Source organism: Chryseobacterium sp. II3a, assembly GCF_057815135.1.
Map to the genome: position 1 here is coordinate 1 of NZ_JBYPZJ010000015.1, position 25,313 is coordinate 25,313.

The following is a 25,313-nucleotide window of genomic DNA, read 5'->3' on the forward strand; positions in this document are numbered from 1 at the left end:
GGAGATACCCGGAAACAACTTCTGGCAAGAAGCAGATACCTGCTTTATAAGAGCCGGGAAAAATGGACTCTATCCCAAAGACAGAGAGCCTGCATCCTTTTTACTGAATATCCTGACTTGGAACAAGCTTATCAGCTAACTGATAAACTTAGAAAAATTTATAATCAGAATATTTCAAAATCTATTGCGATGACCAAGTTGGCGCATTGGTTTAAAAACGTCGAAGAGGCAGGATTTAAATCGTTTTCTACATTAAGAAAAACAATAATGAATCATTACAGAGATATTTTAAACTTCTTCGATAAAAGAAGTACGAATGCTTCTGCTGAATCCTTTAATGCCAAGATTAAAAACTTTAGATTACAGCTTAGAGGTGTAAAAGATAAAACTTTCTTTATCTTCAGATTAACCAAACTTTTTGCTTAGCCCCCAGATTTTGTGCTTGATCCAAGAATATTCTTGATTATTTTCTCTAAGCTTATAGATAATTGATAAATGCATAAAAAAACCTCTAAATAAAATTTAGAGGTTTTAAAGAGGTACCTAGCGGATTCGAACCGCTGTAGATGGTGTTGCAGACCACTGCCTAGCCGCTCGGCCAAAGTACCATGTCTTACCATTTTTGAGGTGTGCAAATATAGCTAAATTTCTATATAAACCAAAGTTTTTATGAAATTTCTTTGCTTTTCAGGCTGCCAATTTTGCTTTTAGTCTGTATTTCAGACTTATAATTTTTAGTGTTTATTATTCTTTTTTTCCTGTTATTGTTATGATTGCATTACATTTGGAAAAAATAGGATATTAAAAAGATATTGGCTGGTAAGATTTTTTTAGTTTTAGAATCCGTTCACAAGTAGTTTTAAGGTGGCATTCGTATCAATAACAGCCGTAATTCCGGTGCTGTTAAGCAAGATTTTGCTTGGTTTCAGATTAAATACCTTTCCACTCATCTTTAATCCTTTATAATATTCTTTATTGAATGCCTCTTCAATACTCTTTCTGGATGTTTCCTCCAATTCCTGGGTTGGAATTCCATATTCCTCTTCAATCATCTTCACAATTTTCCCTTGAAATAGGAGAGATGCTGTTTTTTGAAGAATATTCATGGTTTTAAGCTTGAACTTTGTATCAGATAGTACAATCTTTCTTTTGATTTCGTCATACACTGGAATTCCTGAAATAACGGCAGTTCCTTTAATATAGCCATCTGTTTGTGCTTCGATGACAATTCTATTATCTAATCCATACACTCTAATGTCTGTTACTTTTACTTTGGAATCCCTGATGTCAAATTCCTTATTCAAAAAAGTTTTTCTGGCCATATTGCTAGCTTCGGTAAAAGGAATATTAGCGGTCGTCTGTAGTACAAATTTATCTGCAACAGTAGGGGAGAAATTGAAATTACTTGCAGAGGTTACTGTAGGAGAGGCAGAAGGTTTATTTCCTGTAAATGTTTCTGAGAAAATATCAATTCCAAGGGTAGCATTGATTTGATTACCATAGAATTTTAAAGGAGTGATATTAACGCCTACCGGGCTTACCTTCAACCAGGTATTGTATTCTTCTGAAATATTGAATGGCTGGGCAAAAGTATTCCAGGCCATAACAGCATATTGCTGGAAATTAAGCTGGGTAGCCATTTGCTGGTCAATAGTTTTACAGAATTTTTCCTGTTGTTCTCTTAAGCTTTTTTCAACGATAGGAGTGATCGGGATTTGTATTCTTCCATAATCCAGTACTGGTTTGGTTACCCATCGGAATCCATTCGGCTGAGTACTGGTCGTAATAGTCCAGTTGTTTTTAAAAGTAACGGTTGTATTAAAAGACATTACCGTTTCAAAAGTGGTATTCTGGTAAGAATAAACTCCAAGTGTTCCAATTCCTTTCTCTGCCCAGATCTTCAATGGAACTTCAATCAAAAGGTTTTGGCTGGTTCCTCCTACCAAACGGATAGGTCTGGTTTTCCAGACTTTTACTTTAAACTGATCATTATTGTTATCAGTATAAGAATCATCCTGGTAGATGAGATCTTTTACAGAGGCATTCACCATATTACTAAGCTCCGAAAGCGGGATGGTTACCGGCATGGTAATGCTGGATTTAATCTTTGGAAAGTTGTAACTGGCCAATTGATTATCAACACCTGTTTGACCGAAAACATTGATACATACTCCTAAAAATAATATTTTAACGAATTTCAATTTTGTATTTTTTTAATGAAATAAAAATAAGAATTTTAATTTTCTGGTTTAAAGCTTTTTTCCAGTTCTATGCTTGCGCCTTTCATTTCTCCCTCCATAGGTGGTGCTGTTTTGGTGAGTTTAAGCTTGATATAGTCGATTTGTGGAAAACTGTCATGTATTTTCAAAATAATTCTCCCTGTAACATGCTCCAGAAGCTGAGATTTGATCTTCATTTCCTGATGAATAATATCGTTAATATCTGCATAGCTAATAGTATCATTCAGGTTATCAGATTCAGCGGCCTTCCACAAATCGGTATGAAGTTCTGCATTTAAAATATAATAGGTACCAATAATATTTTCTTCGGGTAAAACTCCGTGGTAGGCATATATTTTTACATCTTCAAGATATATCTTACTCATTGCTTTAATTTTTATTAAGCAAAAATCGTTTTAATTCTTTAAAATCAGAATTTATTTCAACAGTTTTTTTCTCCTTTTTCATCAGATCATTTAAGGATTGAGGAATTTTAATTTTTGCCTGAATAGCATTTTCTACTGCATCAGGAAATTTCACAGGATGTGCTGTTCCCAGAATAAATCCTTTTTTACCAGGATTTTCTTTAAGATACTCTTCCAGAGCAGCAAATGCTACAGCACTGTGAGGATCCAAAATATAATGGTCTCTGTTATAAACTTCTGTAATCGTCTGTATTGTCTTTTTATCATCTACAGAATATCCGGAAATTTTATTTTTTAAAGAATCAAATTCATTATTGAAAAGCTGCAGAATTCTGATAAAATTGCTGGGATCTCCTACATCCATAGCATTAGATAAAGTGGCTATCGCTTTTTTTGGATTAAATTTTTTAGTTTTTAAATATTCAGGGACTACATCATTTGCATTGCAGGCAGCAATAAAATGTTCTGCTGGAAGGCCTCGAAGGTGTGCTAAAATTCCTGCGCATATATTCCCGAAATTTCCACTTGGAACGCAAATTACCGGAGCTTTGTTTTCCGTCTGCTGCCATTGTTTTAAAGCCAGCAGATAATAGATCTGTTGTGGAAGCCATCTGGCAATATTGATGGAATTGGCAGATGTCAGAAATAATTGGTTATTGATTTCATCACTGGAGAAGGCTTGTTTGACGAGACTTTGACAATCATCAAAACTGCCATTAACTTCTAATGCATAAATATTTTTTCCTAATGCCGTTAGTTGTTTTTCCTGAACCGGACTTACTCTGCCTTTGGGATAAAGGATCACAACATCAATACCCGGAAGGTCGTAAAATCCATGGGCAACAGCTCCACCAGTATCTCCTGATGTTGCCACTAAAACGGTAATTTTTTTTTGCTGGTTTTCTAAAAAATAAGACAGACACCTGCTCATAAATCCCGCACCAACGTCTTTGAATGCCAGAGTAGGACCATGAAAAAGTTCCAATACTGAAATGTTGTCATTTATTTTTTTCAAAGGAATTTCAAAACTGATGGTTTCTGCAACAATCTTCTGAAGTACTTCTGAATGAATTTCATCTCCGATAAAGTCTTTCATACATTGATAAGCAATTTCCTCATCCGAATATTGAGTAAGATTATGAATGAATTCTTGATCAAATGGTGGAATAGTTTCAGGGAAAAATAACCCTTTTTCTTTACCTTGCCCTTTTATAGTAGCAGTTTTGAAATCAACACTTTCCTGATGGTCTTTTAAATTGTAATATTTCATTTGTTCTTAATCTAGTTTTGTTATTCAATAATTTCAATTCCTACCGGATTTATTTTGGAGACATATACGAAGTTATCTATATTGATTTCATCATATACAACTTTCATCATTTCATCTATTTTTTCTGTGGTTTCCCTTTTTTCTGCCAGCATGAAAATAGATGGCCCTGATCCGGAAATTCCCCCTCCCAAAGCTCCAAGCTGCAGACTTTTTGATTTAATTTCATCAAATCTTGGGATTAAAATACTTCGTATAGGTTCTATAATTACGTCATTCAGGCTTCTGCCGATCAGTGGGAAGTCATTTTTCTGAATACCAGCTACCAGCCCGGCAATGTTTCCCCATTGTTCAACAGCACTTTTTAAGGTGATGTTTTTCTTTAGGATCTGCCTCGAATCTGAAGTTTTAACCTCTACCTGAGGATGTACGGCAGCCACAAATAAATCAGGAGCATTCAATGGAATAATATCAATGGGATTTGTAGATTTCACCAAAGTGATTCCACCATAGATACATGGAGCAATATTGTCAGCATGGCGAACTCCTGAGGCAAGTTCTTCTCCAAACATGGCAAAATGTACCATTTCATCTTTTGACATGATATTTCCTAATACAATATTGGCTCCTAGGGCGGCTCCAGCGGCGCTAGCCGCGCTGGAGCCGAGACCGCTTCCAGGTTTTATATGTTTATAAATAATGACTTCAAAGCCATTTTTTAAGTTATAATATTCCTGAATTTTTAAAAGGACAACACCTGCAACATTTTTAGAAGGTTCTTCGGGAAGTCCAAAAGAATCTTGATGTTTAATAATGATTTCTGATGTCTCCAATAAACGGATTTCCATTTCATCATAAGGTTCATATATTGCCATCCCCAGAATATCAAATCCACACACGAGATTGGCTACAGTAGCCGGAATTTTTAATTTTACTTTTTTCATATTTTTGTTTTTAAATTGAACGGATGATGTCTGCGAAAATCCCACTGGCTGTTACTTCTGCTCCTGCACCAGCTCCTTTGATGACCAATGGCTGCTCAGAATATCTTAAGGTTTTAAAAATGACAATATTATCTTTTCCATATAGATGAAATAAATCACTTCCCGGAGCTACATGCTGTAAGCCTACTTTAGCTTTTCCATCTTTAAATTCAGCAGTATATTTCAGGATTTTGCCTTCTTTTTGAGCATGGTCAAATAAAGATTTAAAGTGATCTTCGTACTCTGTCAGCTTTTCATAGAATTGGTCTACACTGCCTTCCATACAGGCTTCCGGTAAGAAACCTATATTTTTAATCTCTTCAAACTGAAGCGGATACCCAGCTTCTCTGGCAAGGATTAATATTTTTCTGGCAACATCTGTCCCGGAAAGGTCCAACCTTGGATCGGGTTCTGTATATCCTTCTTTCTGGGCCTGGGCTACCACTTCGGAAAAAGTTCTGCTTCCGTCATAAGTATTGAATACAAAGTTTAATGTTCCGCTGAGCACTGCTTCAATGGATGTTATCTGGTCGCCACTTTTGATGAGGTCATTAATGGTCCCTATTACCGGAAGTCCGGCTCCTACATTGGTTTCAAAGTGAAAGCAGCAGTTATGATTTCTGGCGGTATTTTTTAAAATTTTATACTTTTCAAAATCCGAAGAAGCGGCAATTTTATTACAGGCAACAATATTGATGCTTCTTTTCAACAGGCTTTCATAGACATCAGGAACTTCTGAGCTTGCTGTAATGTCTACAAAAACTGAATTTCTTAGATTACGGGATATGATTTCTTCGGCAAATCTTTGTGCTGAGGCTTCAATTCCTGACTCATTCCAGTTGATATATTCTTCTTCGGAAATTCCTTTGTCAGCAAAGATCATTTTACGGCTGTTGGAAAGGCCTGCAACTCTTAAATTGATGAAGTGGTTTTCCTTCAGATATTGATTCTGATTAAAGATTTGCTGGATAAGTTTGGTCCCAACATTTCCTGTTCCGCAGAGGTAGAGGTGAATCTGCTTTATTTCAGATTCAAAGAACTCTTCATGCAGAACATTGACTGCTTTTTTAGCATCTTTTTCAGCAATAACAACACTGATGTTTCTTTCTGAAGAGCCTTGTGCAATGGTTCTTATATTGATTCCGTTATTCCCCAGACATCCAAACATTTTGGCGCTCACACCACTTCTGCTTTTCATGTTTTCTCCTACCAATGCTACAATGGAAAGTCCTTTTTCAATATTGACCGGAGCTACTCTTTTTAGATTAATATCATCTGCAAAGGATGCATTGATTGCATTTTCAGCTGCTGATATATCTTTTTCATGAATCGCTATGGTAATGGAATGCTCGGAAGAACCCTGGGTAATAAGAATAACATTTATTTTTTCCTGACTCAGGCATTGGAAAAGTTTTGCAGAAATACCGGGAATTCCTACCATTCCACTGCCTTCCAGAGTGAGTAGAGCTATATTACCCATATTTGAAACTCCTACTGCAATCTGGTGTTGTTCGTTTTCGGAAGTATTCAGATGATGGGAAACCAATGTTCCTTGTGCCTTTGGATCAAATGTATTTTTAATTTTAAGGTTAATATTTTTGACCATCACGGGTTGAATAGATGGTGGATAAATAACTTTTGCACCAAAATGAGAAAGTTCCATCGCTTCATGATAAGAAATTTCAGCAATAGGTTTAGCATGTGAGGCCAGACGGGGATCTGCAGTCATCATTCCGCTTACATCGGTCCATATCTGAAGTTCTTCAGCGTGAATGGCAGCGGCAATAATAGCAGCAGTGTAATCTGAACCGCCACGACCTAATGTTGTAGTATGGTCTTTTTCGTCACTAGCTATAAAGCCAGGGCCTATCAGAATACGGTTTTGATGATTGTTGAAATAATTTTTAATATTGTTTTCAGTATTATTGAAATCTACTTTTGCATGGGTGAAATTGCTATCAGTTTTGATAAGTTCTGAAACATTCATCCATACACAATCCAATTCTTCATGCTGAAGTCTTGCGGCAATAATGCTGGAAGACAGAAATTCTCCATAGGAAGCAATTTTATCTTTGATTCTTGGAGTAAGCTCACCAAGGACAAAAACTCCGTTGTAGAGATCCTCAAGATCATTGAAATGTTTTTTTACAAAACTTAGCAAAGCACTTTGCTCTAAAACAGGAATAAGTTCTTTGACGAGGTTTAGGTGTTTTTCTTCTGTATTTTTAAGCAGCAGGAGGTAATCTTCATTTTTAACGGAAGCATATTCAGCAGCATTAATAAGAAGATCAGTTACACCATGAAGAGCCGATACAATTACGGCAATGTTGTCTTTTGACGATTCTTGTTTTATAATGTTTTCTACAAGCAATATATTCTGAGCATTGGCGACTGATGTTCCGCCGAATTTTAAGATTTTCATCTATTATTTATTTGAGATTAGAAAAAGTAAAAGGATTACTCTTTGAAAAAAGAGTACAGGGTACCGGAAATAATATGTGAAAATTTACCCCTTTATGGGGTAGTTGTTGTAGTTGTGAATGTAGAAACAGAAGATACTCCTGAAATAGATGACTTCAGGATAGAAATATCAGATATGTTTCTTGAAAAATTCATTGTTATCTTACAAATGTACAAATTATTCCGAAATGACAAATTTTATTAGAAAATAAATGTATTTCTTTTTTAGAGAAATAATATAAGATGGTATTGTATGTAATTGGTTTTAAAATCTTGTATTTATGATGTTGATTAAAATAAAATAATTATGAAAACTTTAAAAGCTGATCAAAGAAAAATTAAAATCATTCGATGGGGGAGTGGACCTTGTTATGAATATTTTCCAGTTGGGTCTTTTGGTTTCGGTCAGCCAAGATCATGCGAAGATTATTGTCTTTTACCAGAATGTTGTAAAGCAATGGTTTTGGCGGATGTTGCATGCTTTACAAACCGTTAATATGTTAAAATAATAAATGTAGGTTCAGAAAAACAACGAAATTTTTCGTATTTCTTTTTTTGAATATAATTTATTTGAATAGCAAATAATTAACAATAAATATTTATTTTTATTGTTAATTATATTGTTTGTTGATTGTGTTTTTGATTTTTATAAAAATAACATCATATTTTGGTGAATTAAATTGTTTTTTATAGCTTTACAATACCAAATAAACAAATTATGATAAATTCCCTCACTTCTCAAATTCTTTTTAGAATGTATTATAAACATTGAATAATATGTTCTTCTACTTATACTGATTTAGATCGTATATATTCTTGTAAGATCCCAAATTCTTTCAGATAAGGTATTCTCCTTTGAGGAAGAAAGAGCAGTTATTAATTCTTTACTATTATTGGTTCATTCTATGAAATAGATCCAAGGATTAATGGTTGGCAAACATGGCCGTTAGGCCTGTAATATAGCTATATTTATATGTATGTTAATATTATCTGTTATCAAAAATTATATGACGGATCTTCTTAGTATAAAACACAATGAAAAATTTAAATCTATCCACAGAAACAGAAATTAGTGGAAGCCGAATGATACTGGACGCATTTCTTCAGGAAGGCGTGAAAACAGTTTTCGGTTATCCGGGAGGAGCAATTATCCCTATTTATGATGCTCTTTATGATTATCAGGGAAAGCTCGAACATATTCTTGTGCGTCATGAGCAGGCAGCTGTACATGCAGCACAAGGTTTGGCCCGAGCCTCAGGCGAAGTAGGAGTTGTACTGGCAACCAGTGGACCCGGAGCAACGAATCTTGTGACAGGGTTGGCAGATGCTTTACTGGATAATACTCCGCTGGTATGTATTACGGGACAGGTTTTTGAACATCTGTTGGGAACCGATGCCTTCCAGGAAATCGATGTAATGAATATCACAAGCCCCGTCACCAAATGGAATTATCAGGTTGTAGATGCTAATGAGCTTCCCGAAGTTTTGGCCAAAGCATTTTATATTGCAAGATCAGGGCGACCGGGACCGGTTTTGATAGATGTAACCAAAAACGCACAATTGCAAAGTGCCATTTATAAAGGGTATTCTCCTTGCCATAATTTAAGAAGCTACAAGCCTGAACCTGTTCCTCATATAGAAAACATAGAAAAGGCTGCAATACTTATCAACAATGCACAGAAACCTTTTATTATTGTAGGTCAGGGCGTTTTGCTGGGAAAAGCTGAACATGAATTTTTACAGTTTGCAGAAAAATCTGGAATTTCCGTCGCCTGGACTCTTCTAGGAATAGGTGTCATCCCTACAGATCATCCTCAAGCTGCAGGAATGGTAGGCATGCATGGAAATTATGGGCCTAATATTCTTACCAATGAATGTGATGTCCTGATTGCTATAGGAATGCGTTTTGATGACCGGGTAACCGGAAAATTGGATCAATATGCAAAGCAAGCCAAAATCATTCATCTGGATATTGATCAGGCCGAAATCAATAAGAATGTGAAAGCAGATGTTCCGGTTCTTGGTAATTGTAAACAAACCTTGCCGCTTCTTACAGCATTGATTCAAAAGAAAGAGTATCCACAATGGTATGAAAGATTTAATGACTGCTATGAAATTGAAAATAGGAATCTGATCCATCATGAATTATATCCTGAAGAGGGAGAAATTACCATGGGGGAAGTTATTCGCAGCCTTAACGAAATAACAGCGGGCGAGGCTATCATTGTAACGGATGTTGGGCAGCATCAGATGATAACCTGCCGGTATTCACGATTTAAATACTCGCGAACCAATATCACCAGCGGAGGATTGGGAACAATGGGATTTTGTCTTCCGGCTGCTATAGGAGCCTCTTATGTGGAAAAGAACCGGCCTGTTATTGCTGTTATGGGAGATGGAGGAGCGCAGATGAATATACAGGAATTGGGCACTATTATGCAATACCATTCTAATGTTAAAATTTTAATTCTTAATAATTGTTACTTGGGAATGGTAAGGCAGTGGCAGGAATTATTTCATGAAGAAAGATATTCGTCTGTAGATATTCAGAGTCCTGACTTTGTACAGGTAGCAAAAGGATATGGTATTGCAGGGACCAGGGTTTCCCAAAGAGAAAAACTGAAAGAAGCCCTCTACGAAATGCTTGATCATAAAGGGGCTTTTCTTCTTGAGGTAATGACTGGAAGGGCACACAATGTATTTCCAATGATCCCACAAGGGAAAAGTGTTTCAGAAATTGTATTGAACAATAATTTTTAAAAAGAACAAAATGAGAACAGAACATAAAGAATATACCATTACTGCTTATACTGAAGATTATTTAGGATTAATAGGCCGAATCAATGCTGTTTTTTCAAGAAGAAGGATTTCTATGGTGACTTTTCATGTGGGGCCTAGTGAAATAGAAAAAGTGAAAAAATTTGTCATCATAATCAACGAGACGGAAGAATCGGTTCAGAAAATTATCAGGCAAATGGAGAAACAGGTGGATGTGCTGGAAGTTCATTACCATAAGAATCCTTACTTGTCGGCGGTAGAACATGCCAGCTGATTACAAAAAATATTTTGAGGTAAATGCACCTTGCCATTTCAGATTATTTCCCATACACAATCCAATTCTTTATGCTGAAGTCTTGCTGCAATAATGCTGGAAGACAGAAAAAGAGTACAGGGTACTGGAAATAATATGTGAAAATTTACCCTTTTATGGGGATAGTTGTGAATGTAGAAGCAGAAGATACTCCTGAAATAGATGACTTGCGGGTAGAAATATCAGATGTTTTTTTGAAAAATTCATTGTAATTGATAAAATGTACAAATTATTTTGAAATAGAGAACTTTTAACATAATAAATTAATTAAATCCTTTTTAAGAGAAATATTTGGTGTAATTAATTAAAAATCTTACATTTATCTAATTAACTATAATGAAAATCCAATGAAAAATTCAAAAAAAATTAAAAGAGAACATTTAAAATCAATCAATGGCGGCGGAATTGGGGATTGTTATGAAAATTGTCCTGTTGGACCTTATGGACCAAATGAACCAAGATCATGTGGAGATTTTTATGGACTGCCTGAGTGCTGTAAAAAAAGAGTATTGGTAAGTATGGATTGTTTTGACCGTTATTAATCTGTTTCAATAATATAAGAGCATTGTTTTTACGATGCTTTTTTTGATTTATCATCTTAAAAATAAAATAGTATGAAAACAATTAAAAAATTATCAAGAGACCAAAAGAAAAGTATTAATGGTGGTGCTACGCAAATTCAAATTGAAGCATGCGGTAGTGAACAACTTGTTTGTTTTATGGGAGGAGGTAGATGGGGATGCTGGCTGAAACCTGGCGGAAAATGCTATCCTCCAATGCTGTAATTTGAATCAATTAAAATCATTCAAAATCTTTACAGTATGAAAAAGTTATCCCGGAATCATCTTAAAAATATTAAAGGTGAGAATGCTTCTATTTGTAACGGATGTCCAGCTCATATTACATATGGGCCAGGAGTAGAATACACTGGGACCTGTGAAAATTATTTTGCATTACCGGATTACTGCAGAGACAAAAATTGTGTTAGAGTCAGCAGATCCTGTTTTGGAAATAGTTAACAGGAAGAATTATAATAGTAAGTAAAAACAGTAATTAATAACAAATCTAAACATGAGAAAACTATCAAGAACAAAACTGAAAGACATTAGCGGTAAAGGAACAGGCTGTGGCTTCTGTCCTACTTCAGGAAACTATGGAGATGGCCCCGAATATACCAACAGCTGCATGGCTTTTTGGGGATTATCTCCTACTTGCAGAAACTGTGTGGATGTAAGTGCAGATTGCTACGGACCAGATTATTCTGATTACTTCGGGAACTAAAAAATACTTTTTAATAACCTCAAAAAATTAAAATAACTATGAAAAATGTAAAGAAATTAAATAGAAGAGAACTTGGAGGAGTAAATGGTGCAATAGGATCAAACTGCAGCAGATGCCCACAGCATACAACTTATGGAACTGGGCCAAACGATGCTCCATGCAGTGCTTATCAGGCTCTTCCTACTTATTGCAAAGCGTGTGTAATTGTAAGTATGGAGTGTGTGGATGGTGGAGTTTCTTAAAATAAATATTTAAATTGATCATAAAAGACTGTCTCAAAAAGGCGGTCTTTTTTATTGGGAGTTGGTATTTCAATCTATTTCTACACAAATCCTGTAAAATGTTACACTTATTTAAAAATTGATAACACCTGCTAATTGAAGCTTTGTTTTGATTAAAAGGCATTCCATCTTTGTGTAGCAAAAGAATACAATAACTAAATTCATAAATTATTATGAAAAATTTAAAAAAACTTTCAAAAAACGAGTTGAAAACAATTACTGGAGCTGGGATAATTGGGGGACCAATTCCTTCAGTATGTATTTATACCCATAAATGGTGTGAGAATCTAAAGAGGTGTATTCCCAAAAATGGATCTTGTGATTTAAAGGATTATGATCCGGAAAACAGTGGAATTCTTTAATTCTAAAAAATTGAATAAGATGAAAAGTTTAAAAAAATTGTCAAGACAGAAACTAAAAACAGTAAGTGGTGCTGCAAACATTGGAGGAACCCCTCAAATATATTGTGGGAAAAATCGGAAATGGTGTGAAAACCTTAAGAATTGTGTGGATGTGAGCGTAAATTGTAATGCCTTTAAACCTTATCCGGGAAATGAAATAGTCTCTTAATTAAAGTCTTAAAAATACAAAACATTCATTATGGAAAATATTAAAAAACTTTCAAGAGAACAACAGAAAAAAGTAAATGGTGGATTTACTCAATTTCAGATTGATACCTGTGGTGGTGCCGCTTTTGTATGTTTCCGCCAAGGAGGATGGGGATGCTGGCGTACGCCTGGTGGAACCTGCTATGCACCAATGGTGTAGCAAATAAAATAAATAAAATCAAAGACAGATTATTATGAAAAAATTATCAAGAACAACATTAAAAAACATCAATGGGGCTGGATGTCCCGGAGGATGTCCTACAGGAGGTTATGGCCCGGGCCCGGGTTTTGCTCACACCTGTGAAGATTATCAGAGATTGTCTTCTTGCTGTAAAGGACAGTCTTTTGTAAGTAGAGACTGTTTTGTTTACCCACCGATGTAATAAAAAGAGGCTGTCTCAAAAATAACCCCTCTCTTGGACTCCTGTCTGACAACTTTTGTCATTTAGAAGATTCTCTGAGCATTAGTTTACCTTTTGAGACAGCCTCTTTTGCTTACTTTATACTTTTAGAAAGATCAAGCATCGCCTCAATAGGTTTCAGTGCTTTTAATCTTAATTCTTCGTCGATAAGAATCTCCGGAAGTTCATATTTCATACATAAGTACAATTTTTCCATTGTATTACGTTTCATATAGAAACATTCTGAACAGTTACAGCTTTCATCGAAAACCAATGCTGGAATCAATTCTTTGTGCGGTGCACGTTTTCTCATTTCGTGAAGAATACCTTCTTCTGTTGCAATGATGAACTTCTGGCAATCGTCTTTTTCTACAAAGTTCAGTAGAGCAGAAGTAGAACCAATGAAATGTGCTAATTTTAAGACAGCCTCTTCACTTTCTGGGTGTGCAATCATTTTGGCATCGGGATTGTCTGCAAGCTGTTTTGCAATTCTTTCCATAGAAAATGCTTCATGTACTATACAGCTTCCATCCCAAAGGATCATATCACGACCTGTCTTTTTAGATAAGTATCTTCCCAGGTTTTTGTCCGGTGCGAAAATGATAGGTCTGTCTTTTGGAAGTGCTTCAATAACGGTTTCAGCATTTGAACTTGTTACGATGATATCACTTTCTGCTTTTGTTTCAGCATTACAGTTAATGTATGTTGCGATTAAAGCATCAGGATGTTGTTCACGCATCTTTCTCAAACCATCTCCTGAACATCCGTCTGCAAGTGAGCATCCGGCCATAGTATCAGGAAGAACTACTTTTTTAGTTGGGTTCAGAATTTTAGCAGCCTCAGCCATGAAATGTACTCCGCAGAATACAATCATATCAGCGTTTGTTTCTTTTGCCTGCCTTGCCAATTGCAAAGAATCTCCAAGAAAATCAGCAATATCCTGAATTTCTCCAGGCTGGTAATAGTGGGCAAGGATTACAGCATTTTTTTCTTCCTTAAGTTTCAGAATGGCTTTTACCAGTTCTTCTCCCTGAGGAATCGCTATATCTTTTATATCCAAAAATCCCTTTACAGGAATCGCAGATTTAGCTTTTTCTAATGTTTCGGTACTCATATCAACCTTAATGTTTTTTTATTATCAGAAGTTAGGGGAGAAATTAGAAGTTAGATGTTGATGAAAGTATATTACTGTCATCTCCTGACCTCCATCTTTCAGCCATTAATTATTGATAAAACTTTTTATTAAACTTTCTATTTCTCTTTTGGCTTCATCAAGATCGGAATTGATCACAATCTTGTCAAACTCGCTGGCATAGGATAATTCTTCTTCAGCCTTTGCTACACGGGTTTTAATAGTTTCAGCATCATCTGTGTTTCTTGAAATCAATCTTCGTTCCAATTCTTCAATGGAAGGTGGTTCTATAAAAATAGACAATGCTTTTTCTCCAAAGTATTTTTTCAGGGAGATTCCTCCTTTTACATCTACATCAAAAATAACAACTTTTCCCTGATTCCAGATCTTTTCCACTTCAGATTTTAAAGTACCGTAATATTTATCAGTGTATACTTCTTCATATTCTACAAAAGCATCTTCCGAAATTTTCTGCCTGAATTCATCAGGTGTTAAAAAATGATAGTCCACAGCATGTATTTCACTTCCTCTTGGCTCTCTTGTAGTGCAAGAGATTGAAAATTCCAATTCAGGGAAGGTTTCCAGAGAATATTTTACCAATGTAGTTTTCCCGCTTCCAGACGGTGCTGAAAATATAATTACTTTATCCATATTTTTGAGTTTCGAGCTCAGGGTTTCGAGTTTTGAGATCACTTATCATATTAGTAATAACTGTAGTCTCGCTTCTCGTACCTCATCACTACAACACGTTTAACGTTTGCTCTTTAATTTTTTCCAAATCATCCTTCATCTTCACAACAAGCTTCTGAATTTCGGCGTGATTGGCTTTAGATCCTAATGTATTGATCTCTCTTCCGATTTCCTGAGAAATAAAGCCCAGTTTTTTACCATTGAAAGATTCGTTGTCCATTACCTCCTTGTAATATTTCAAATGCTGAGTAAGTCTTACTTTTTCTTCTGAAATATCCAGTTTTTCTGTGAAATAAGCCATTTCCTGGTAGAAACGGGTTTCATCCACATTTTCGAATTCTTTCAAAGTCTTTTGGTAACGTTCTTTTACACTTACGATTCTTTCTTCTTCAAAAGGAATCACCTCACTCAGATATTTATCAATGTTTTGAATATTTCTGTTGAGTTCTTCATGTAAATTGCTGCCTTCAGTCTTTCTGAATTCTTCAAATCGGTCTACAGCAGCATTAACGATTTTTGCCAATGCTTCCCATTCTCCCTCTGTAAGTTCATCAGGTCTTGAGGTGATGGCATCCGGAAGTCTTACCGCCATTTTCAGATATTCGAAATCAGGACCGTCAGATGCAATATTTTTAAGTTCATTGATATAAGAATCAATTAAACCTTTATTGATTTTTACATCATTAGATTCTTCAAGGTTTTCAATATTGACGTAGCAGTCAACCTTTCCACGGATAATTCTATCGTTAAGAATTTTTCTGATTTCAAATTCTTTTTCTTTGTAACGTAAAGGAATTTTAATATTTAAATCAAAGCTCTTGCTGTTCAATGATTTAATATCTATTGTTATTTTTTTTCCTTCAAAAACATCTTCGGCTCTACCGAAGCCAGTCATTGATAAAATCATAGTTTTTTATTGTTCTACAAAGATAAACATTTAAATTAGCACAGTAAAATCTGTAAAAGATTCTATTTTACTGATAAAATAATGAATGTGAACTGATGAAAAATCTGATTTCTGTAGTAGGACCCACCGGAATAGGCAAAACAAAACTGGCCATTGATCTGGCAAAACATTTCAATACTGAGATTGTGTCCTGTGATTCCCGGCAGTTTTTTAAAGAGATGAAAATCGGAACTGCTGCCCCTTCTGATGAAGAATTGGCTGAGGCTGTTCACCATTTTATCGGAAATCTTTCCGTAGAGGAGTATTATTCTATCGGCCAATATGAAGAAGATGCTCTAAAGAAGCTTAATGAACTTTTTCAAAATCACGACACTGTAATTTTAGTTGGTGGAAGTATGATGTATGAAAAAGCTGTGATTGAAGGCTTGAATGATTTACCTGAGGCTGATGTTGAAAATCAGGAAAAGCTTCAGACTATTATGGAGCAGGAGGGAATTGAAAAACTTCAGGAAATTTTAAAAAATTTAGATCCCGAATATTTTGAAGTGGTGGATATTCATAACCACCGAAGACTTTTGCGTGCCATTGATGTCATCTGGCAAACCAACAAAAAATATTCTGAACAGATTGCCGTTTCTCAGGATTCCAGAGATTTTAATGTGATCAGGATAGGAATTGAAGCGCCAAGAGAGGAATTGTATGACAGAATCAATCGTCGTGTTGACATTATGATGGAAAAAGGGCTTTTGGATGAGGTGAAAGGTCTGGAGAAATTCAAAGAACTTACCGCTTTAAATACGGTAGGTTATGCTGAATTATTCAAATATTTTGATGGAGAATGGGACCTGGAATTTGCCGTTTCTGAAATTAAAAAGAACAGCCGCAGATATGCTAAGCGCCAATTGACATGGTATAGAAAAGCGAATGATATTCATTATTTGCAATTGGGATACTCTGAAAAGGATTTTGGAGATTTGTTGAAATGGATTGCTGAGCAGTTTGAGAAGTAAATTAAGCATATGGTTTGTCATTGACTACGTCGAATCTTCGATTTCTGACGAAGGAAGAATCTCATCAATTGTTCTAAGATTCTTCAATTCCACTGCGTTCCTTTCAGAATGACAGTGCAGATAAAAATTAATAATTGTTTTTTAATATTTAAATAAAATGCGGTTCATAAAGAACCGCATCTCAAACAATATAATTTAATTTACTACTTCCAACCGCCACCCAGCGCTCTGTATAAATCTACAATGCTGCTTAATCTCTGTCTTTTAATGGAAGCAAGATTCAACTCAGCCTGAAGTGAATTTCCTTGTGCGGTAATCACTTCTAGATAATTAGTTGAGCCTCCTCTGTAAAGAAGTTGTGCACTTTTAATCCCATCTTTTAATGTATTGGATTGCTCTGCTGCTTTTTGCTCCTGAACCTTTAGGTTTTCATTGAAAACCAAAGCATCAGAAATTTCACCTACAGCATTCAACACAGATTGTCGGAATGCCAATACATTTTTCTCTCTCTGAATTTTAGCCACCTCAAAATCTGTTTTTAATTGTCTTTTCTGGAAAATCGGTTGAGTAAGCCCTCCTAAAACAGATCCAAATAACGAGGCCGGAATCTGAAACCAGTTATCAAATTTGAATGAATTGACTCCACCGTTGGCTGTGATTTTTAAAGCTGGATACATATTGGCCTGGGCAATTCCTACCATAGCATTGGATTCCAGTAAAACCAGTTCCTGCTGACGTACATCCGGTCTGCGGCTTACCATAGCTGCCGGAAGACCTGCTGTAATGTTCTGTGGTAAAGAAGTGTCCGACATCTCAAGAGTTCTGTTGACTTTATTGGGAGTTTCTCCTACCAGAATGCTTAAAGCATTTTCCTGAATAGCGATATTCTGTTCCAATTGTGAGATCAGAAGCTCTGTTGCCTGCTTTTGGGCAGTGGCTTGTTGAACCCCTAATGAAGTTGTATCACCACTTTCCCACATTTTTTGTGTGATTAACAAAGTATTGCTGGTTAATTCCAGGTTAGACTTTGCAATGGTTAACTGTTTATCCAGCATCAAAAGATTGTAATATCCCTGTGCAATAGCTGCTACAACCTGAGTCTGAATCGCTTTCGAACCTTCATAGGTCTGCAAATACTGCATTCTGGAAACTTCCTGTTGATTTTTGATTTTTCCCCAGATATCGGCTTCCCATGATAAATTGAAAGCAGCGTTGTAATCTTCAACATGACTTGATCCTAAAAATAAATTTAGACTCTGCCCGTTCATGCTGTTTTTAGATGGTTTTGAAATTTGCGCAGATACCCCAAATCCAACATCCGGATATTGCATATATTTTGCCTGTTTTAGTTTTTCCTGTGATGAAGCTACTTGCTTTAAGGCAATTTGAAGATCATAGTTGTTTTTAATTCCTTTTTCAATTAATCCTTGTAAAATAGGATCACTGAAAAATTGTTTCCATTCCAGGTTAGCAATGCTAGCGGTATCAGCAGTGGCAGTGTACTGGAATTTTTCCGGAAGCGGAAGGTCCGGCTCCGTGTATGCCAGTTTTGACACACACGAAACAGATCCTAAAGCTATGGCGAATGTTAATATAATATTCTTAATTCTTTTCATAGTTTTTGTTTAATAAACTTTAATAGAGTATAAAACTTTGAGGGTTTATTTTCCCACAGATTGTACAGATTTACACAGATGTTTATGGATAGGAAAATCAGAGATTTTCAAAAAATTTTATGTGTACTTCTTTTGTCTGTAGCCTTTAACTTAGATGTTTATGATTTTCGTGACTTTTGTGGTTTTATAAATTCCATTTTTTATATCACTTAATTAATAGTTGAAGCTAAAAGTTCTTCTTCCATTTGTTTTTTCAGCAATCTTTTCTTTTTTCTGCTTGGCATTTTTTCATGCAGATATTGGAAAACCACATACATCACAGGAATAATGAAAATTCCGAATACTACTCCTGTAAGCATTCCACCTACAGTGCTATAGCCAATAGAGTGGTTTCCTTTTGCTGAAGCTCCCTGAGTCCAAACCAATGGAAGCATCCCTACGATGAAGGCAAAAGAAGTCATAAGGATTGGTCTCAAACGTAATCTTGAAGCCTGAAGGGCAGATTCAATAAGAGATCTTCCTGCTTTTCTTCTCTGGACAGCAAATTCTACAATCAGGATGGCATTTTTTGCTAATAATCCAACCAACATGATTAATCCAACCTGTACATAGATATTGTTATCAATTCCTGCCAGCCCTGTGAAGGCAAATACCCCGAATATTCCTGTTGGAATGGTTAAGATAATAGCAAACGGAAGAATATAACTTTCATATTGAGCTGCTAACAGGAAGTACACAAATAAGATACTTAATAAGAAGATAAATGTAGTTTGTCCGCCTGTTTTGATCTCTTCACGAGTAATTCCTGTCCATTCATAACCATAACCTCTCGGTAGTGATTTCTGGGCAACTTCTTCCACTGCTTTGATGGCATCTCCGGTACTGTATCCAGGTTTTGGAGTACCATTGATGGTTACCGCGTTGAATAGGTTATTTCTGGTTACAGTTTCAGGTCCAAAAGTTCTTTTTAAAGTAACCAGGGTCTTAGCAGGAACCATTTCTCCTGATTTGTTTTTCACGTAGATTCCTTCCAAAGAATTAATATCCGTACGGTAAGGAATATCTGCCTGAGCCATTACTCTATAATATTTCCCAAATCTGTTGAAATCTGAAACAAAGCTACTTCCGTAATAAATCTGCATGGTCTGCATCAATTCTGTTACCGAAACACCCAGCTGATTGGCTTTATCTGTATCTACATCAATCGTGTATTGCGGGTTTCCGGCTGCATATGTTGTAAAGGCAAATGCAATTTCCGGACGTTTCATCAATTCACCAATGAATTGTTGGGTGGTGGTTCCCAATTGTTCGAAAGAACCGTTGGTTTTATCCTGCAGCATAAATTCAAATCCGGACACGTTACCAAATCCTTGAATGGTAGGGAAATTGAAGAAGAAAGCATTGGCATCTTTTACCTGGCTTACTTTACCAGTCAGTGCAGCAGCAATTTGATCCGGATCTTTCATTTCTCCACGTTTATCGTAATCTTTAAGTTTAATGAAACCTGCAGAATAAGGAGAAGCGTTAGCGTTACTGATGAAGTTCATTCCATCGGCCACCCAAAGGTGATTGGTTGCTTTTTCCCCATTAATTATTTTATCAATCTGCTCAGTGGCTCTGTGTGTTCTTTCTAATGAACTTCCCGGAGGTGTATTTACCGCATACAGTACAAATCCCTGGTCTTCCGTTGGAATAAATCCTGAAGGTGCTTTTTTAATCATGAAAATGCTCGCTGCTGTAATTAAAACAAGACCTCCAATAGCAACCCATTTGTTTTTAACCAAAAATTTAAGGCTGTAAATATATTTTTTGGTCATATTGTTGAAGCTTGCATTAAATGCATTGAAAAATCTTGCTCCAAACCCTTTTTTGTGACCATGCTCACCATGTTCTCCCTGAGGATCATTTAAAAACATTGCGCATAAAGCTGGGCTTAATGTCAATGCATTGACTGCTGAGATCAGGATAGCAATTACTAACGTGAATGCAAATTGTCTGTAGAAAACTCCTGCAGGTCCCTGCATAAAGCCTACCGGAATAAATACCGCACACATCACTAACGTAATGGAAATAATGGCACCGGAGATCTCACTCATAGAGTTCATCGTTGCATGCTCTACAGGCATTCCTGTCTGTTCCATTTTAGAATGGACTGCTTCTACGACTACAATAGCATCATCCACTACAATACCAATGGCCAATACCAATGCAAATAATGTAAGCATATTAATACTGAACCCAAATAACTGAAGGAAGAAGAAGGTACCAATGATGGCTACAGGCACTGCAATCGCCGGGATTAAAGTAGATCTGAAATCCTGAAGGAAAATAAAGACTACAATAAATACCAGGATGAATGCAATCACTAATGTTTCTACTACCTGATGGATAGACGCGTCAAGGAAATCCTTGGAATTATACATGATAATCGGTTTTACTCCCTTAGGTAGAGTAGTACTGAACTGATCTACCTGTTTTTCAATCTCAGTAAGGATCTCATTAGCATTAGACCCTGCTGTTTGAAGGATGGCAAATCCAGCAACAGGTTTTCCGTCTACTCTATTTGTTGCAGTATAGGTGTAAGAACCAAATTCTACTCTTGCTACATCTTTTAATCTTAAGAATGAACCATCACTATTCGCTTTAATGGCAATGCTTTCGTAATCTTCACCTTTGTTTAGTTTTCCTTTATATTTAAGGATATATTCATAAGTTTCCTTACTTCCCTGTCCTAGACGTCCTGGTGCTGCTTCAAGGTTATGATCTTTGATGGCATTCAAAACTTCCTGTGGAGAAAGGTTATTAGCAGCTAATCGATCTGGTTTTAGCCAGATTCTCATGGAATAGTCTCTTGTTCCGAAAACCTGAGCCTGGGCAACTCCAGGGATACGCTGAATCTGCGGAATTACATTGATTTTAAGATAGTTTTGTAAAAATAGTTCATCGTATTGTTTTGGATCATCACTGGATAATCCCATAAACATGATCATACTGTTCTGAACTTTCTGAGTAGAAATTCCGGCTTGTACCACTTCCTGAGGAAGCTGGCTCATGGCTTTTGATACCCGGTTTTGAACATTTACTGCTGCGTTATCAGGATCAGATCCCTGCTTAAAGAAAACGCTCAGCGTCATGGTTCCGTCATTACTGGAGTTGGAAGTCATGTAGGTCATGTTTTCAACCCCATTTACAGCTTCCTCAATAGGAGTTGCTACAGAACGAGCCACTACTTCAGCATTCGCTCCCGGATAAAAAGCCGTTACCTGAACGCTTGGTGGTGCAATATCAGGAAAGAGGGCAATAGGCAAATTAAAGAGAGACAAGGCTCCCAATAATAAGAGTATTATGGAGATGACCGTGGATAGTACCGGTCTTTCTATAAATTGTTTTAACATAAGAAGTTTATTTTTTTAAGTCTTCTGTTTTCAGAATATTTACAAAGGTTTTGCTCTCAATAAACTGTCCGAAGAAATAGTCTTAGGTTTGATGGATACCCCATCTTTCAGGCTTCCGATTCCGGTATAGACAATCCTTTCTCCTGGTGAAAGTCCCTCGGAAATAAAGTAATAACTGTCTGTTTTTCCTGATATTTTAATAGGTTTCCCCATTACCTTTTGATCTTTCCCAACTACATAGACATAGGTTTTATCCTGAATTTCAAAAGTAGACTCTTGTGGAATAACCACTGCATTTGAAATCAGTTGCGGCATGCGTACTCTACCTGTATTTCCGGTTCTCAATGATCCGTTCGCATTAGGGAAAACCGCACGTACACTGATGGCTCCTGTTGTTTTGTCAAACTGTCCGTCTACAATACTTAATCTTCCTTTTTCTGGGTAAGTACTGTTGTCAGCAATAACCAAATCTACCATTGGCATATTTTTTAACTTTTCTTCTAAAGTTGCTCCCGGATATTTATTCTGAAATGCAATAAAATCAAGCTCGCTTAAAGAGAAATAAGCATAGATTTCACTAATGTCTGATAATAAAGTCAATGGATTAGGATCTGTTCTGGAGATTAAACTTCCTTTTTTGAAAGGAATTCTACCAATATATCCGCTTACCGGTGCTGTAATGGTGGTAAATCCTACATTGATTTTGGCGCTTCCCACAGATGCTCTGGCTTGTGCAGATGCTGCTACAGCTGCTTCATAGTTGGCTTTTGCTGTTTTAAGTTGTACATCAGAAACCACTTTTGCTGCTACTAAAGGCTGGAGTCTGTCAACCTCTACTTTAGCTTTCTGTATATTGGCATTGGCAGCCTGAAGATTAGCCTGAGCCATATTCATTTGCTCACCATAGCTTCTTGAATCTATTTTAAATAAAGGCTGTCCGGCTCTTACATAGGCGCCTTCTTCTACATAAATTCTATCAAGATATCCATCAACCTGAGATCTGATTTCCACATTATTTTTCCCTTCCAAAGCTGTTGGGAATTCTTGATAGGTGGTAGCAGGAGAGGTGATAACGGTATAAACCGGAAGTTCAGGAGCTGGAGGTGCAGTATTGGATCCTTCCGCAGCCTTCGTGCAGCTCTGTAAAAGAATTATACTTGATATAAGTACAATAAACCTTGTTTTTCCAGGTATGTTCATTGTTAATTTAATTTTTTTAATGAAGTGTTAGATTGAAGTAATGTTTTCTTTTTAATAAATGCTGTTTTTTTTCCTAACAGTGTTAATAATTTGTTCAAAAAAAATTACAGAATTTTTAATGTCCGATCAGATCGATTGTTTCCATAATTGAAAATTGTTTTTAATGTATTTAAGTATATGAAGGTGTGAGGTGTAAATTGTGTTAATTTTGCTAACGGTGTTAATTTTAAAAGAAAAATAAGTACCTTTAACAATTCAATGAAGTAGAGTTTTGCATAAAAATAGTTTTTGTTTTTTGCCAGGATTATAGCATTGAGTTATATTAATTCAGTGTTAAATTTCCTAACAGTGTTAATTTTAGTTCAAAAAAATATATTATAAAGACTTAATAAAAGACGAAACAGTTTCATCTAAAGTCGATTTATTCATAGTAGAAGGAATATCGCCTGTACGCATCATCATAATAGAAATCATTCCATGAACCGCTGAAAATAAAGCGTGAGACATATGGCATGCGTTATCCGTATTTGATCCGTTCTTTTCAATAATGTTATAAGTACATTCGTAAATCAAGTCCTGGAATGAGGAGAATTCCTTTTTCATCTGCCCTTTTCCACAGCATTGCATTCCCAAACCAAACATTAATTGATAATATTCCTTATTATTAAAAGCGAAATCCCAGTAAGCATCTACTAAAGCTGTAAGCTGTTCTTCAGGGGTGTTATACTGCTGCTGTGCCTTTAATAATTCTATATGTAATTTATGGAAACCATCTAATGAAATTTCAAATAGAATAGCATCCTTATTTTCGAAATAATCATACACCACCGGTGCACTGTATTCAATAGCGTCTGCTATTTTGCGCATGGAAAGTGATGCCCAGCCTTCAGATTTAGCCAAAGTGAATGCAGCCTGCAAGATACTTGCACGGATGGATTCTTTTTCTCTTTGACGACGTTCATGTAGACCCATTGATATTCTTTTCTAACGGTGTTAGCAAAACTACAAACTTTTAAAGATATCTTCCAAATGTTATTTTGATTTTCATAAAAAAAGAAAGAGTTTAAGACAGTCTGGAATTTGGAAGAATGGGTACTGGAAGTAGTTTAAAGTGTGCAATTTTGAAATTATTGTAAAAATTAATAAAGTATATAGTTTCACTCGATAAATATATTGGGAAGAATAACTTCCATCTTCCAGCACCCATCTTCCTTACCATATAACCAAAGAAATTTCTATCTTTGTGAAACTAAAGAAAAAGGATATGAATACTCCCTCCAATATGTTGGCATTAGGTACAAAAGCTCCGTTTTTTGAGCTTCCAAACCCGTCAAAAACGAATGAACTTCAGTCTTTAGAAGAACTGAAAGGAGAAAAAGGAACATTGGTTATCTTCATGTGTAACCACTGCCCATTTGTTCTTCACGTAATTGATAAGATTAATGAATTATATGAAGACTATAATGAAAAAGGAATTGAATTCATCGCGATCAACGCTAACGATATTGAAAAATATCCGGATGATTCTCCTGAAAAAATGATAGAATTCCAGATTGAAAGAAATTTTGATTTTCCCTATTTATTTGATGAGAGCCAGGCTATTGCAAAAGCTTACGAAGCTGCGTGTACTCCTGATTTCTATTTCTTTGATGATAAATTGGATCTTGTCTACAGAGGCCAGATGGATGATTCAAGACCTGGAAATAATAAAGATGTTACCGGAGAAGATCTGATTATTGCTTTTGAGAATCTTTTAGCTGGAGAACCACAGGAAGAAATTCAGAGACCAAGCATGGGATGTAATATTAAATGGAAGTAATTTTCCTTACATTCTTACTTGTAATAATATATAGCTGTTCTTTTTTGGAACAGCTTTTTTGTTTCTATAAATTTTCAAGTCTTTATAGAGTATTTTTCTCGCTGATTTAGGTGATTATGCAGGTTTTTTATTAAGGTATTTTATATGTAAACCTCTGTATGAATCTGTAGAAAAAAGTTATCCACAATATGAAATTATAAAAAATATATTTAAGTATCTAATCCAATATCAATGGGTTATAAAGCCATTTGTTAAGGGCTTTTTCAAAAATAAGTATAGTTTATTTTGTGAAAAAGTTATCCACAATGTCGGAATGTAAATTAAAAATCTTAAGTTAAACATCAGCTGAATTTTATATTAGTGGCTGAATTTTAAAATATCCTTGTCAAGATTATAAACATTGACAAGGATACCAATTTGGAAAACCAGAGGAGAAATATTAAAAAAACATCTGTGTAAATCTGTGGGAAAATAAAATTTTACAATTTGCAGAGGCTATTGTAACCACAAAAGCCACAAAAGATTTTA

At 35.7% G+C, this 25,313-nt stretch carries 28 protein-coding genes and 1 tRNA gene; 16 read left to right on the forward strand and 13 right to left on the reverse strand.

Annotation, left to right across the window (positions count from 1 at the left end; genetic code table 11):
- Positions 1-426: ISL3 family transposase (locus AC3HD6_RS22665; RefSeq protein WP_488897300.1), on the forward strand; the 426-nt coding region annotated here is incomplete at its 5' end.
- Between the two features lie 111 nt (positions 427-537).
- Here AC3HD6_RS22665 and AC3HD6_RS22670 read toward each other — a convergent pair.
- From AC3HD6_RS22670 to thrA, 6 genes are all read right to left on the reverse strand, one after another.
- Positions 538-608, reverse strand: a tRNA-Cys gene (locus tag AC3HD6_RS22670).
- Positions 609-836: 228 nt separating this feature from the next.
- On the reverse strand, positions 837-2,201 hold the full coding sequence (locus AC3HD6_RS22675; RefSeq protein ID WP_488898387.1) for a DUF4403 family protein: 1,365 nt from the start codon (positions 2,199-2,201) through the stop codon (positions 837-839).
- A gap of 35 nt (positions 2,202-2,236) precedes the next feature.
- Complete coding sequence (folB, locus tag AC3HD6_RS22680; protein ID WP_488898388.1) at positions 2,237-2,605, reverse strand: dihydroneopterin aldolase; 369 nt, start codon at positions 2,603-2,605, stop codon at positions 2,237-2,239.
- Positions 2,606-2,609: 4 nt separating this feature from the next.
- The gene (gene thrC, locus AC3HD6_RS22685) at positions 2,610-3,914 is read right to left on the reverse strand and encodes a threonine synthase (protein WP_488898389.1); all 1,305 of its coding nucleotides are present in this window, start codon (positions 3,912-3,914) and stop codon (positions 2,610-2,612) included.
- 20 nt (positions 3,915-3,934) lie between these two features.
- Positions 3,935-4,855: a homoserine kinase gene (locus tag AC3HD6_RS22690; protein WP_488898390.1), complete on the reverse strand. Its 921-nt coding sequence runs from the start codon at positions 4,853-4,855 to the stop codon at positions 3,935-3,937.
- 10 nt (positions 4,856-4,865) lie between these two features.
- Positions 4,866-7,316, reverse strand: coding sequence for a bifunctional aspartate kinase/homoserine dehydrogenase I (gene thrA, locus AC3HD6_RS22695; protein WP_488898391.1), 2,451 nt, complete (start codon positions 7,314-7,316; stop codon positions 4,866-4,868).
- Between the two features lie 42 nt (positions 7,317-7,358).
- Between thrA and AC3HD6_RS22700 the strand changes: the two genes are divergently transcribed.
- The 13 genes from AC3HD6_RS22700 (at position 7,359) to AC3HD6_RS22760 (ending at position 12,998) form a co-directional block, all read left to right on the forward strand.
- Positions 7,359-7,559, forward strand: coding sequence for a hypothetical protein (locus tag AC3HD6_RS22700; RefSeq protein WP_488898392.1), 201 nt, complete (start codon positions 7,359-7,361; stop codon positions 7,557-7,559).
- A 102-nt stretch (positions 7,560-7,661) separates the two neighbouring features.
- On the forward strand, positions 7,662-7,850 hold the full coding sequence (locus AC3HD6_RS22705; RefSeq protein ID WP_488898393.1) for a hypothetical protein: 189 nt from the start codon (positions 7,662-7,664) through the stop codon (positions 7,848-7,850).
- A 539-nt stretch (positions 7,851-8,389) separates the two neighbouring features.
- Complete coding sequence (gene ilvB, locus AC3HD6_RS22710) at positions 8,390-10,114, forward strand: biosynthetic-type acetolactate synthase large subunit (RefSeq protein WP_488898394.1); 1,725 nt, start codon at positions 8,390-8,392, stop codon at positions 10,112-10,114.
- A gap of 10 nt (positions 10,115-10,124) precedes the next feature.
- Positions 10,125-10,406 carry an ACT domain-containing protein gene (locus AC3HD6_RS22715; RefSeq protein WP_488898395.1) on the forward strand — a complete coding sequence of 94 codons (282 nt, stop codon included), beginning with the start codon at positions 10,125-10,127 and terminating at the stop codon, positions 10,404-10,406.
- Positions 10,407-10,792: 386 nt separating this feature from the next.
- Positions 10,793-10,987: a bacteriocin-like protein gene (locus tag AC3HD6_RS22720; protein ID WP_068944592.1), complete on the forward strand. Its 195-nt coding sequence runs from the start codon at positions 10,793-10,795 to the stop codon at positions 10,985-10,987.
- Positions 10,988-11,059: 72 nt separating this feature from the next.
- Complete coding sequence (locus AC3HD6_RS22725) at positions 11,060-11,230, forward strand: bacteriocin-like protein (RefSeq protein WP_167387030.1); 171 nt, start codon at positions 11,060-11,062, stop codon at positions 11,228-11,230.
- Positions 11,231-11,266: 36 nt separating this feature from the next.
- Positions 11,267-11,464 (forward strand): hypothetical protein, encoded by a 198-nt coding sequence (locus AC3HD6_RS22730; protein ID WP_488898396.1) that lies wholly within the window; start codon positions 11,267-11,269, stop codon positions 11,462-11,464.
- A gap of 52 nt (positions 11,465-11,516) precedes the next feature.
- On the forward strand, positions 11,517-11,726 hold the full coding sequence (locus AC3HD6_RS22735; protein WP_488898397.1) for a hypothetical protein: 210 nt from the start codon (positions 11,517-11,519) through the stop codon (positions 11,724-11,726).
- A 38-nt stretch (positions 11,727-11,764) separates the two neighbouring features.
- On the forward strand, positions 11,765-11,968 hold the full coding sequence (locus AC3HD6_RS22740) for a bacteriocin-like protein (protein ID WP_488898398.1): 204 nt from the start codon (positions 11,765-11,767) through the stop codon (positions 11,966-11,968).
- 212 nt (positions 11,969-12,180) lie between these two features.
- Positions 12,181-12,369 carry a bacteriocin-like protein gene (locus tag AC3HD6_RS22745; RefSeq protein WP_488898399.1) on the forward strand — a complete coding sequence of 63 codons (189 nt, stop codon included), beginning with the start codon at positions 12,181-12,183 and terminating at the stop codon, positions 12,367-12,369.
- A 19-nt stretch (positions 12,370-12,388) separates the two neighbouring features.
- Positions 12,389-12,577: a bacteriocin-like protein gene (locus tag AC3HD6_RS22750; protein ID WP_488898400.1), complete on the forward strand. Its 189-nt coding sequence runs from the start codon at positions 12,389-12,391 to the stop codon at positions 12,575-12,577.
- A gap of 30 nt (positions 12,578-12,607) precedes the next feature.
- Positions 12,608-12,775: a bacteriocin-like protein gene (locus AC3HD6_RS22755; RefSeq protein WP_488898401.1), complete on the forward strand. Its 168-nt coding sequence runs from the start codon at positions 12,608-12,610 to the stop codon at positions 12,773-12,775.
- Positions 12,776-12,809: 34 nt separating this feature from the next.
- The gene (locus AC3HD6_RS22760) at positions 12,810-12,998 is read left to right on the forward strand and encodes a hypothetical protein (protein ID WP_488898402.1); all 189 of its coding nucleotides are present in this window, start codon (positions 12,810-12,812) and stop codon (positions 12,996-12,998) included.
- Positions 12,999-13,110: 112 nt separating this feature from the next.
- On the opposite strand, the gene nadA is transcribed toward AC3HD6_RS22760, so the two are convergent.
- The 3 genes from nadA to AC3HD6_RS22775 all read right to left on the reverse strand — a co-directional run bounded on the left by nadA (position 13,111) and on the right by AC3HD6_RS22775 (position 15,745).
- Entirely contained in the window at positions 13,111-14,130 is a 1,020-nt protein-coding gene (nadA, locus tag AC3HD6_RS22765) for a quinolinate synthase NadA (RefSeq protein ID WP_488898403.1), read from the reverse strand.
- Positions 14,131-14,235: 105 nt separating this feature from the next.
- Positions 14,236-14,799, reverse strand: a complete 564-nt coding sequence (gmk, locus tag AC3HD6_RS22770) for a guanylate kinase (RefSeq protein WP_488898404.1) — start codon at positions 14,797-14,799, stop codon at positions 14,236-14,238.
- 88 nt (positions 14,800-14,887) lie between these two features.
- Positions 14,888-15,745 carry a YicC/YloC family endoribonuclease gene (locus tag AC3HD6_RS22775; RefSeq protein ID WP_082811276.1) on the reverse strand — a complete coding sequence of 286 codons (858 nt, stop codon included), beginning with the start codon at positions 15,743-15,745 and terminating at the stop codon, positions 14,888-14,890.
- 95 nt (positions 15,746-15,840) lie between these two features.
- On the opposite strand from AC3HD6_RS22775, the gene miaA reads away from it, so the two are divergent.
- On the forward strand, positions 15,841-16,755 hold the full coding sequence (miaA, locus tag AC3HD6_RS22780) for a tRNA (adenosine(37)-N6)-dimethylallyltransferase MiaA (protein WP_488898405.1): 915 nt from the start codon (positions 15,841-15,843) through the stop codon (positions 16,753-16,755).
- 203 nt (positions 16,756-16,958) lie between these two features.
- Here miaA and AC3HD6_RS22785 read toward each other — a convergent pair whose 3' ends face one another.
- From AC3HD6_RS22785 to AC3HD6_RS22800, 4 genes are all read right to left on the reverse strand, one after another.
- On the reverse strand, positions 16,959-18,371 hold the full coding sequence (locus AC3HD6_RS22785) for an efflux transporter outer membrane subunit (RefSeq protein ID WP_488898406.1): 1,413 nt from the start codon (positions 18,369-18,371) through the stop codon (positions 16,959-16,961).
- A 209-nt stretch (positions 18,372-18,580) separates the two neighbouring features.
- Entirely contained in the window at positions 18,581-21,766 is a 3,186-nt protein-coding gene (locus AC3HD6_RS22790; RefSeq protein WP_488898407.1) for an efflux RND transporter permease subunit, read from the reverse strand.
- Between the two features lie 39 nt (positions 21,767-21,805).
- Complete coding sequence (locus AC3HD6_RS22795) at positions 21,806-22,966, reverse strand: efflux RND transporter periplasmic adaptor subunit (protein ID WP_488898408.1); 1,161 nt, start codon at positions 22,964-22,966, stop codon at positions 21,806-21,808.
- A 375-nt stretch (positions 22,967-23,341) separates the two neighbouring features.
- Positions 23,342-23,938: a TetR/AcrR family transcriptional regulator gene (locus AC3HD6_RS22800; protein WP_488898409.1), complete on the reverse strand. Its 597-nt coding sequence runs from the start codon at positions 23,936-23,938 to the stop codon at positions 23,342-23,344.
- A 292-nt stretch (positions 23,939-24,230) separates the two neighbouring features.
- Here AC3HD6_RS22800 and AC3HD6_RS22805 point away from each other — a divergent pair, with 292 nt between their 5' ends.
- Positions 24,231-24,785 carry a thioredoxin family protein gene (locus tag AC3HD6_RS22805; protein ID WP_068944579.1) on the forward strand — a complete coding sequence of 185 codons (555 nt, stop codon included), beginning with the start codon at positions 24,231-24,233 and terminating at the stop codon, positions 24,783-24,785.
- Positions 24,786-25,313: the final 528 nt, after the last annotated feature.